Source organism: Nonomuraea solani, assembly GCF_900108335.1.
Taxonomy (GTDB): domain Bacteria; phylum Actinomycetota; class Actinomycetes; order Streptosporangiales; family Streptosporangiaceae; genus Nonomuraea; species Nonomuraea solani.
On sequence record NZ_FNVT01000042.1, the window covers coordinates 39,047 to 48,792 of the forward strand.

12 protein-coding genes and 2 pseudogenes are annotated in these 9,746 nt (G+C 69.5%); 9 read left to right on the forward strand and 5 right to left on the reverse strand.

The annotated features are described in order from the left end of the window. Window positions 1-240 precede the first annotated feature (240 nt). Window positions 241-588 (forward strand): annotated as a pseudogene (locus tag C4V41_RS58375) (TerC family protein); the annotation flags it as partial. Between the two features lie 22 nt (window positions 589-610). Further along, a complete protein-coding gene (locus tag C4V41_RS65085; protein ID WP_235031067.1) occupies window positions 611-1,129 on the forward strand; it encodes a VOC family protein in 519 nt (172 codons plus the stop codon). Here C4V41_RS65085 and C4V41_RS58390 read toward each other — a convergent pair. Continuing rightward, window positions 1,119-1,976: a helix-turn-helix domain-containing protein gene (locus tag C4V41_RS58390; protein WP_103964664.1), complete on the reverse strand. Its 858-nt coding sequence runs from the start codon at window positions 1,974-1,976 to the stop codon at window positions 1,119-1,121. The two genes, C4V41_RS65085 and C4V41_RS58390, sit on opposite strands and share 11 nt — an antisense overlap. A 139-nt stretch (window positions 1,977-2,115) precedes the next feature. On the opposite strand from C4V41_RS58390, the gene C4V41_RS58395 reads away from it, so the two are divergent. Together C4V41_RS58395 and C4V41_RS61485 are read left to right on the forward strand one after the other, a co-directional pair. After that, window positions 2,116-3,153: an SDR family oxidoreductase gene (locus tag C4V41_RS58395; RefSeq protein ID WP_103964665.1), complete on the forward strand. Its 1,038-nt coding sequence runs from the start codon at window positions 2,116-2,118 to the stop codon at window positions 3,151-3,153. 373 nt (window positions 3,154-3,526) lie between these two features. Then, window positions 3,527-3,991 carry a hypothetical protein gene (locus tag C4V41_RS61485; protein ID WP_146104243.1) on the forward strand — a complete coding sequence of 155 codons (465 nt, stop codon included), beginning with the start codon at window positions 3,527-3,529 and terminating at the stop codon, window positions 3,989-3,991. Between the two features lie 108 nt (window positions 3,992-4,099). Here C4V41_RS61485 and C4V41_RS58405 read toward each other — a convergent pair whose 3' ends face one another. Then, window positions 4,100-4,531, reverse strand: a complete 432-nt coding sequence (locus tag C4V41_RS58405) for a hypothetical protein (RefSeq protein WP_146104244.1) — start codon at window positions 4,529-4,531, stop codon at window positions 4,100-4,102. A gap of 249 nt (window positions 4,532-4,780) precedes the next feature. On the opposite strand from C4V41_RS58405, the pseudogene C4V41_RS66370 reads away from it, so the two are divergent. Then, window positions 4,781-5,041, forward strand: a pseudogene (locus C4V41_RS66370) (nSTAND1 domain-containing NTPase); the annotation flags it as partial. Here C4V41_RS66370 and C4V41_RS58410 read toward each other — a convergent pair. The 3 genes from C4V41_RS58410 to C4V41_RS58420 all read right to left on the reverse strand — a co-directional run bounded on the left by C4V41_RS58410 (window position 4,987) and on the right by C4V41_RS58420 (window position 6,129). Next, window positions 4,987-5,352 (reverse strand): hypothetical protein, encoded by a 366-nt coding sequence (locus C4V41_RS58410; protein WP_103964668.1) that lies wholly within the window; start codon window positions 5,350-5,352, stop codon window positions 4,987-4,989. The pseudogene C4V41_RS66370 and the gene C4V41_RS58410 overlap by 55 nt on opposite strands. Then, window positions 5,328-5,738, reverse strand: coding sequence for a BlaI/MecI/CopY family transcriptional regulator (locus C4V41_RS58415; protein WP_103964669.1), 411 nt, complete (start codon window positions 5,736-5,738; stop codon window positions 5,328-5,330). The genes C4V41_RS58410 and C4V41_RS58415 overlap by 25 nt, the downstream gene beginning before the upstream one ends. 163 nt (window positions 5,739-5,901) lie before the next feature. After that, window positions 5,902-6,129: a hypothetical protein gene (locus C4V41_RS58420; protein WP_146104245.1), complete on the reverse strand. Its 228-nt coding sequence runs from the start codon at window positions 6,127-6,129 to the stop codon at window positions 5,902-5,904. 471 nt (window positions 6,130-6,600) lie between these two features. Between C4V41_RS58420 and C4V41_RS58425 the strand changes: the two genes are divergently transcribed. The 4 genes from C4V41_RS58425 to chrA form a co-directional block, all read left to right on the forward strand. Beyond that, window positions 6,601-7,113 carry a Chromate resistance protein ChrB gene (locus C4V41_RS58425; RefSeq protein ID WP_200825004.1) on the forward strand — a complete coding sequence of 171 codons (513 nt, stop codon included), beginning with the start codon at window positions 6,601-6,603 and terminating at the stop codon, window positions 7,111-7,113. Beyond that, window positions 7,110-7,541 carry a chromate resistance protein ChrB domain-containing protein gene (locus tag C4V41_RS58430; RefSeq protein ID WP_103964671.1) on the forward strand — a complete coding sequence of 144 codons (432 nt, stop codon included), beginning with the start codon at window positions 7,110-7,112 and terminating at the stop codon, window positions 7,539-7,541. The genes C4V41_RS58425 and C4V41_RS58430 overlap by 4 nt, the downstream gene beginning before the upstream one ends. Continuing rightward, window positions 7,538-8,530 (forward strand): MFS transporter, encoded by a 993-nt coding sequence (locus C4V41_RS58435; protein ID WP_146104246.1) that lies wholly within the window; start codon window positions 7,538-7,540, stop codon window positions 8,528-8,530. The genes C4V41_RS58430 and C4V41_RS58435 overlap by 4 nt, the downstream gene beginning before the upstream one ends. After that, a partial coding sequence (gene chrA / locus C4V41_RS58440; protein ID WP_103964673.1) for a chromate efflux transporter occupies window positions 8,527-9,746 on the forward strand: 1,220 nt, incomplete at its 3' end. The genes C4V41_RS58435 and chrA, both read left to right, overlap by 4 nt.

Here is a 9,746-nt window from a genome sequence, read left to right on the forward strand (position 1 = left end):
CAGCGTGTTCGCCACCAGCCGTCCGGCCCAGGCGACGGCCTGCGCCGGAGCCAACGCCACTGAGCCCGCCCCGCTCCCGCCCTCGCATCCGCCCCGCTCACGAGCGCGTCCGCCTGTGCGCGGCCGCTACCGTCGCTGAGCCGAGGCTGGATGACGCCGAGTTCATCGAAACCGTGCTGATGCCGGTCGGCGCGTTCATCCAGCACGCGCTCAGCGGGCATATGACCGACCACCGACGTCGCCTTCACGGTCGATTCGGTGCCCGCGGTGTACGGCGTCACCGAAGACCCCTTCTCGTCCGCCGCCGTCGCCTTCTCCCTGCTGGGGCTGCGGGCGCTGTACTTCGTGCTGCCGGGCGTGCTGGAGAAGCTGCGCCACCTCAACCACGGGCTTGGCGTCATCCTGGGCTTCATCGGGTTCAAACTCCTCCTGCACTGGGCGCACGGCATCTGGCCCGCGATCCCGGAAATTCCCACCCTGGCCTCGCTCGGGGTCATCATCGTGGTCCTGACGACCGTCGCGACCACGAGCCTGCACGCCGACCGCCGCGATGCCCAGCGTGCCACCAGCTCACGCTCGGCCGGTTGACCGCGGGCCCACGATGGCGTTCATGCGCTGCGACCTCGGCTCGGTACCGGCGGATCACCACACGCTCGCCATGCACCTGGGGCCACGTGTCGGATACGTGCACTCGGCCTACCAGGTCACCGACCTGGACGCCGTGGCAGCGGGCGGACAGCACCTCGCCGACCAGGGCTACCGGCGCGTGTGGGGCATCGGCCGGCACATCCAGGGCGGCCGGATCTTCGACTACTGGCGCGACCCCGACGAGATGATGGTCGAACACTACGCTGACGGCGACCTCTTCGACGCCACCCTCACCCCGGGGTGGGCGCCCATGAGCGGCAGCGGCGAGAACGCGGTCGGGCAGCAGGGCCCTGCCGCCGGTGGCGAGCCGATGCGGCATGTCACGCCGCGCGATCAGATCGTCGATCCGGTCGGTGAGGCGCCGTTCGACGTCGCGGGTGCGGCGGCGAACCGGTCAGGATCGGCGTCGAGTATCGCCCCGATCTCGGTCGGCGGCACGCCGGCGGTGGCCGCGGTCGCGCTACGTCACGCTACGACCTGATGGACGCTGAGTCGTCGCTGTACGCGATCGCCGCCGGTGCGGCCATGGAGGCGAGGAGGGTGAGCTTCTCGCCGCTGTCCGTCTGGGGCTCGGGGTGATAGACGACGAGCATCGCGCCCTCGGCGCCGCTGACGGCGAGTTTCTCGCGGTCGAGCCGGATGGTGCCGACCTGCGGGTGGTGGAACGTCACGGTTGCTCCGGCGCGTGGGCCGACGTCGTGGCGCGCCCACAGGCGGCGAAACTCCGGGCTCGCGAGCGTGAGCTCGCCGACGAGCTCGATGACCCGTGGGTCGTCGATCCTGCCCCCGACCGATTGGCGGAACCCGGCGAGCAATCCGGCCGCGGCGCCCTCCCAGTTGGAGAAGAGGGCTTGTTCCGCGGGGTCGAGGAAGACGTCACGAAGCCGATTGCCTCCCACTCGCAGCCGTGGTGAGAGCGCCGCGGCGAGCGGGTTGGCCACGAGCACGTCCAGGTAGCGACCTTCGATGAAAGCAGGAAACGGAATTTCTCCAACGAATCGGGCGGTGCTCGCTGGAACGGTCTCGCGCCGGACTCTCCCTCGGTTCCGGCGCGGCCGCTCCGCCGCGAGGCCGAGCAGGTACGTGTCGTCCTCGAGTTGCAGGACACGTGCGATCGACCTGAGCACCTGGACCGACGGGTTGCGGTCGCGGCCCTGCTCGAGGCGCAGGTAGTACTCCGCGCTGATCCCCGAGAGCATCGCGACCTCTTCGCGGCGCAATCCCGGGACGCGGCGCGTTCCGCTCATCGGGATCCCGACCTGCTCGGGAGTGACGAGCTCGCGGCGAGCCCGGAGGTACTCGCCGAGAACGTTCGGCTCATCGGTCATGCCTGCCACGGTATCCGCAGGGCGGTTCTGCCTGGCTACTCCCTGCCACTACCAGGGTCACGGGGAGCCTGGTCCGCCGGCGCCGGCGCGCGGAAGGTTGATCTCGGCTGGAAAGACGTCCCCTTGAAAGGAATGGCCCATGACCCGGGAGCGCGTTCTCGTCACCGGCGGATCCGGCTTCATCGCCGGGCACTGCATTTTGCGGTTGCTCGAACGGGGCTACGACGTCCGCACCACTGTTCGCTCTCTCCGTCGCGAGGCGGAGATCCGTGCCGTTTTCGAGGAGGCGGGGATGCGCCGAGGTGACGCCCTGAGCTTCGTGGAGGCGGATCTGACGAAGGACGGCGGCTGGGCCGAGGCGGTCGAAGGCGCCGGCCACGTCCTGCACGTCGCCTCGCCTGTCCACACCGAGAACGTGAAGGATGAGAACGAGGTCATCACCCCGGCGCGCGAGGGCACCCTGCGGGTCCTCCGGGCGGCGCGCGATGCCGGTGTCCGGCGTGTCGTGCTGACGTCGGCCTTTCATGCCGTCGGGTTCGGGCACGGCCGCATCGACCACGTCTTCACGGAGGACGACTGGTCGCCCCTTGGCGGCCCGGGCGTCGATGCGTACGGCAGGAGCAAGATCCTCGCCGAACGAGCGGCTTGGGAATTCATCCGCGCTGAGGCAGGCCGTACCGAGCTGACCACGATCTGCCCGGTGGCCGTCATGGGCCCGGTCATGGGCACGGCCGTCTCCGGCGCGAACCGCATCGTCCAGCGCAGCCTGAACGGGGACATGCCCGGATACCCGGACATGTACGTCCCGGTGGTCGACGTTCGCGACGTCGCGGCCGCGCATGTCGCGGCGATGACCGCACCGGGCGCCGCCGGCCAGCGGTTCCTCGTCGCGAGTGGTGAGGACGCCATCGCGATGAAGGAGATCGGCGCCATCCTCCGCGAGCGTTTCGGCGATGCGGCAAAGCGCGTCCCGACCCGCTCCATCCCGAATGTGGTCGTCCGTCTCGCCGCGCTGTTCAAGGCGGAGTTCAAGCCCGTCGCCGCGGACCTCGGCTACGTCAAGCGCGTGTCGAACGAGAAGGCACGCAGGCTTCTGGGCCTGCGACCGCGAACCTCCTTGGAGGCGATCATCGCGTCCGCCGACAGCATGATCGCCAAGTCGCTCGTCAAGGCTTGACCGACTCCACCCGACAGGGATCTGCGACCGTGTGTCGCATACGAGCGAGCACTCAGGACGGCACCGTGATCGTCGCACTCATCAGATCGCTCACCGATAGTAGCGGCCCCCCGCTCTCGTACGCAGTCACCGATTTCCCTTGCACGAACGGGCGAGGCGCCGTACACGCAGAACACAAGCATCACTGCGCGCCCGTCGCAACGTTCGCGATCCTGAACGGCGGCCGCAGAACAGTGAAATTATGATCTGGTCGGCGATCACCCAGATGACGCGCCGTCTTACCCGCAGCGCCCGCGCTCCTGCGGGTTACCATGTCTCGGAACCCATCAAACGAGACAGGCCGATCCGCAGCCATACGGCCACGAAACCCTTGGTGAGTGCCTCTCACGGGATCTCGAACCGATCAATCCTGAACTGCGAGGCGCCATCGCCCACGGCGGCCGGTCTCGCAAGTACTGCTCCGACACCTGCCGATGGGTCTTCGGCCGGACACGCGCCAGACGCTGGCGCCCGCTCACCCAGCGGCACCAACGTCAGGACGGCACCCGCAAACAGCGCCGCCATCTCCGCGACCAGGCTGAACACCTCGCTCAGGCGGCCGGGAAACGGGCCCTCGACCTGCACGCCGAAGACCTCGCCCCGCCCACCCGGCAGACCGGGCTGGAAACCCGGCCCCATCGCCGGCTACACCAACGCCGCGCTGCCCCTGCTCGCCCAGGCCCGCGCAGTCCTGGCCGCGGCCGTCACCACCGACCGAGCGACCGGAGCCACCTGGCAGGAGATCGCCGCCGTGCTGGATGTCAGCCCTGACACCGCCGCCCGCCACTACCGCAACTGACGGCGGGCCAGGCCCCGCGGCTCAGTCCTCGGGAAGGAACGAGTCGCCAAGAATGACCTCTGCGCGCGCAGGGCGGGCCAGTCGTCCACTTCGCCGTGAAAGTCCGCATCACCAGTCGCCTTCCTGGAGGCCGACCTGCCCATGCCAGTCGTCAATTCCGCGGGCTGCTGCGCGTTCGGCGGCGTAGTCTTCCGCGGTGGGTCGATACCACTGGAGCCCGGTGCGAATGGTGAGCAGATCAACCACGTAGGCGCTGATATCCACTTGGTCATATTCGACCGAGTCGCTGCCATCCGGAGCGTAGAGGAAACCCTCTTCAATGACTTCGCCGACGAGTTTGGCCACCTTCTTGCCACCAATACCATACTCGCCTACCACGGAGATTTTGAGGCCGAAGACGTCCGCCACTTGTGCATGCCACCGTTGGAATTCGCCCCGGGCGAAGGTGCAGCTCAATGCTTGTCCGACGCGCGCGGCGACCTGCTCCAGTGTCTCGTCGGTATCCAAGCGAGCGCTGAAATGTATCTCCTGTCGCTTCATCTGAACACTTTCCCCCACCAAGGCTGCTCCACCTCAAGAACGATCACGGATTCCTCGATTCCCCCAGACGTGCGGGAAAGCCACGATTCTGTCCCGCCCTGCGCCATCACGGAACCCAAAATCAAAGATCTGATCATGTTGTGACACAGGCATCTACCCCTGCTTCCTCCGCAGCCAGGCCGGACCAGCAGCACCGCGCGGTCCTCGCAGTCTGTGCATCGCGCGCTCCCTGCCGCGGCCGCCGGGCTGATGCTCGAGGACGGGCTGATCGAGACCGTGCTCCGCGGCCTCCGCTCGCGGGACGGCTACGGGGCCGGGACGCTGCCCCTGTTCTCCCGGGCGATGCTGGCCACCTGGGAGAACCGGGACGGGGACACCCTCACCATCGCCGGATACGGGCGTGGCGGCGGGTGGAGCACGCAGTGCCACGCAGTGCAGACCAGCGCGGACGCCGTCTACGACAACGGGCTCACGCCGGAGGGGCGGGCGCACGTGCGCGCCCTGTTCCGCATGATGATGGCGATGACACACGACGGCCAGCCGAGCCGCAGGCGGATTTCCCGGACGAACTCGCCCCCTACGGGGAGATCGTCAGCGCGTTCGCGGCCCGGCGGCTGGTGGTCGTGCACGAGAGCGGAGCCGAGCCCGCCCATGACCGCCTGCTGCACGGCGTTGCCATTCACACCGGCCACGACTCCCGCCCAAACGGTCACCGCCACGCTGGGGCGGCGGCGCAGCCACCCTGCGCGCGCGACCAGCGGACCCGCGAGGTGGGCCAACAGGAACGCGGCGACGATCAGTCCCGCGATGGTTCCGGCCATGGCCCCTCACTCCGTGCCGGGGTGCTCGTGCTCCGGTCGGCCAGCGCGTCCAGGAGCCTCTGGGCGTCCTCGGAGTCGACGCTCTCGGCGAATCTCGCCAGGACGGGGCCGCGATCAGGAAGGTCCGACAGCGCGTCCAGCATCACGGCGACGACGTGTTCCTCGCGCGAGTGTACGGGAGCGTAGGCGATCGCCGCGCCGGCCCGGCTGCGCGTGACCAAGCCCTTGCGAGCGAGCCGATCGGCGACCGTCTGGACCGTCGTATAGGCGAGAGGCCGTTCCCGTCCACGATTCACCTGTTCGAGCACGCCACGGATCAGGAGCGGCCGGCCCGCCGCCCAGAGGCATTCCATGACCGTCTGCTCCAGCGGCCCGAACTCCGCCATCCGGCGTCTCCCCTTCTCCGGAGCGTTACCACCGCGTTTTGGCTACGACTCTCAAAACGGTACCGAAAACCTGTGCGTCAGCCCATCGTGCCGGGAGACGTGCCAATTGCCACGAGAGAGTCAGTGGCCCTCTGCTATGAGACTGTCAGTGACGCTTGTCACATCACGTCTCCGGGTCGAGCAGCAGGGGGTCGTGGAGATCGATGGGGATGTTCAGGCTGAAGGCGACGTCGGGGGTGAGCGTGATCGCGGTGGGTCGGCCGTTGGCATCTATACGGCAGGTGATGTAGCCGGCGGCGTCCAGCAGTTCGGGATTGCGGACCAGCACCTCGCGGATGCGCCGGCGGTCACGGTATCCGGCGCGGTAGGCGATGAGGGCCATTCCGGTCATGGGGCCTTGTTGCTGGTAGGCGAGTTGCTGAAGCCGTGTGCGGGCATCGGGGTCGAGGATGTCGGACGGGGCGATGAGCCGTAGGGTGCGGTCGTCGCTGGTGATGAGACGAAGGCTTTGGCGCCCGGGGAGCCGCTGGGCGAGGTGGTCCGTGGCCGCCTGGGCGCGTTCGAGTGGCCAGTTCAGGATGTGAGCGATCTGGTCCAGGCGCGCTGGACGGTGAGCTCATGCAGGACGGTCGAACATCAGGCGTAGCCGATCAGTTCTCCCACCCGCCGATCGTACCGTTTGGCCCCCATCACCGGACAGTTTCGCGGACTGGTCTAACGAGACGACGTTTCCGCAGGTCGCCATGCCGGGCAACGGATGATCTCGGTGTCCCGTTGAGGGATCTTCTAATGGACGCTCTAGCCGCCGGAGCTCCGGTTGCCGAAAGAGTGCAACCGTGGTTACTGTAACTCTGGTTGCGCCGTGGAGGTGGGGTATGGCATGGAGGCGATGGTGACGGGCACGGCCGGGCAGTGGGTGCTGCTGGCGTATCGCATCCCGCGCCAGCCCTCGACGTTGCGGATCTCGATCTGGCGCAAGCTGGACCGGCTTGGCGTGGCGCGGCTGGGTGACGGGCTGGTGGCCTTGCCCGCCGACGCCCGGACTCGGGAGCAGATCGACTGGATCGCCGAGGAGATCGGTGAGCTGGGCGGCAGCTCCACCGTGTGGCTGGCCGCCGCCGGCAGCGCGGCGCAGGAGAAGGCCATCGCCGCCGAGATGCGCGCCGCGCGGGCAGCCGAGTATCGGGCGGTGCTTGAGCAGGTCGAGGCCGCAGAACGGGCGCGGCCCGGCGAGCGCAGCCGCGTCCTGAAGAGGCTGCAGGCCGAGCTGCGCAGGATCGGCCGGCGCGACTACTTCCCACCCGCCGAGCGTGAGGCCGCGCAGCGCGCGGTGAAGGCGCTGGCCGAGGCGAGCCCGAGCGAGGTTGTGCGATGAGGTGGGCGACGCGCGCCGGGGTGCACATCGACCGGGCGGCGTGCGCCTGGCTGATCCGCCGCCACCTTGATCCCGAGCCGGAGTTCGTGTTCGTCGACGATCCCGCTTCGGTGCCCGCGGACGCGACGCCGTTCGACATGCGCGGGGCCGAGCTGTCGCATCACGGCCACGACTGCAGCTTCGAGACGATCCTGCGTCGCTACGAGCTGGATGACCCGGTGTTGTGGAAGGTCGCCGAGATCGTGCACGAGGCCGACATCGACGATGAGCGGTTCGACGCGCCGGAGGCGCGCGGCGTGGACGTGATCCTGCGCGGGCTGTCGATGATCTGTGACGACGACCGGGTGCTGGAGATCACCGGGCCGATTTTCGACGGCCTGTACGAGTTCCACCGGCGCGCCCTGCTGCTGGGGCGGGAACCGGCATGAGCCGAGCCGGCCGCATGGTCGGTGGCGTGGGTGGCGGCGGAGTCGGCCTGTTGCTGACCTCCCAGGCGCTGCGCGGTCTCGGCTACGGCATCGCGGCCGTGCAGCTCGGCGCGATCCTGCGGCTCGACGGCCTGACCCTCGCCGGGGTGGGGCTGATGCTGGCGGCCATCCTGGCCGGCACCGGGCGTCCGCAGCGCGAGGTGGTGCGGGGTTTTGGTCTGTACAACGCGGTCGCCGCCGTCGCGGGAACGGTGGGCGCGCTGCTCGGTGCGCTGCCGCCGGATCGGCGGCTGCTCGGCGGGGTCCTGGCCGTCGTGGGGGTGGCCGGGGTGGCGCTGGCCGCGCGGTTGCCGGCGAGTGTCGAGGCGCCCGCCGTGCCACCCCGAGGCCGGGTGCTGGCGCGTTCGCGCGGCCCGGTGACGCGGCTGGCCGCGTTGTTCGCCGTCGAGAGCCTCGCTGGGGGTTTCGTGGTGCAGGCCTACCTCGGCTACTGGCTGAGCCTGCGCTACGGCGCCACCACGCAGACCATCGGCGTCACCTTCGCCATGCTCGGAGTGCTGCAGACCGCGTCCCTGCTGGCCGCGCCCCTGGTGGCGGCCAGGGTTGGGCTGCTGCGCACGATGGTGTTCACGCACATCCCGTCCAACCTGCTGCTGGCCGCCGTCCCGTTCGCGCCCGGCCTCGGTGGCGCGATCGCGCTGCTGATGGCGCGGGCCTGCCTGTCGCAGATGGACGTGCCCACCCGGCAGGCGTACGTGATGGCCCTGGTCCCCGAAAGCGAGCGGACCGCGGCCGCGGCCGTCACCAACACCGCCCGCTACCTCACCCGACCGGCCGGGCCCGCCCTGGCCGGGCTCATCCTGCCCTTCGGCCTGGCGCTCCCGTTCGTCATCGCGGGAGCCGCCAAGACCGCCTACGACCTGACCCTGTGGCGGATCTTCCGATCCGCCCGCCGACCAGCACTCTCTCCGATAGAGGCCATGTCATGACGATCGAAGCGCCCCGCGATGTGATCCCGTTCCGGCAGGCCGTGCGCGCCTGGTTTCTGATCTCGCTGCAGACCTTCGGCGGCCCGGCCGGGCAGATAGCCGTCATGCAGCGCACCCTGGTGGAGGAGAAACGCTGGATCGGCCAGCAGCGTTTCAACCACGCCCTCAACTACTGCATGCTGCTGCCCGGACCCGAAGCCCAGCAACTGGCCATCTACGTGGGCTGGCTGCTGAACGGCACCCGTGGCGGGCTGGTCGCCGGCACGTTGTTCGTGCTGCCCGGCATGCTCGCGCTGCTCGCCCTGTCGGCCGTCTACATCGTGTGGCAGGACACCGGCCTGGTGACCGCCCTGTTCGCCGGGATCGCCCCGGCGGTGCTGGCCATCGTCGCCCAGGCCGTCATCCGGGTCGCCAGGCGCTCGCTGACCCACCCGCTGTTCGTTGCCGTCGCGGTGGCCGCCTTCGGCGCGCTGGCGCTGTTCGGGGTGCCGTTCCCGATCGTGATCGCCGTCGCCGCGCTCATCGGCTGGACGGCGCACCGGCTGGCCCCGCAGGTCCTCACGAAGAGCGACGGGCACGGCGGCGACGGCGGCCCGGCCCCGCTGATCCCCGACGACGCGCTGCACCACGCCCAGCCCAGCCGGCGGTCGGCGATCAAGATCCTCGCCGTCGGGCTGGCCGTCTGGTGGCTGCCGGTGGCCGCGGTGGCGCTGTTCCTCGGCACGGACAGCGTGTTCACCACCCAGGGGTTGTTCTTCTCCGGCACGGCGGTGGTCACCTTCGGCGGCGCGTACGCGGTGCTGGCGTTCGTCGCCCAGCGGGCCGTGGAGGTCTACGGCTGGCTGAGCCCGGGGGAGATGGTGCGCGGCCTGGCGCTGGCCGAGAGCACGCCGGGCCCGCTCATCATGGTGGTGCAGTTCGTCGCCTTCCTCGGTGCCTACCGCGACCCCGGACTGCTGACGCCGTGGGGCGGCGCGCTGCTGGGAGCGTTGCTGACCACGTGGGTGACGTTCGTGCCGTGCTTCCTGTTCATCTTCCTCGGCGCCCCGTACGTCGAAAAGCTGCGGCACAACGCGGCCATCAGCGCGGCGCTGACCGGCATCACCGCCTCGGTGGTGGGCGTCATCGCCAACCTGGCGCTCTACTTCGCCGAGCACACCCTGTTCGGGCGCACCTTCACCTGGACGTGGGGCCCCTTCAACCTCCCGCTCCCCGA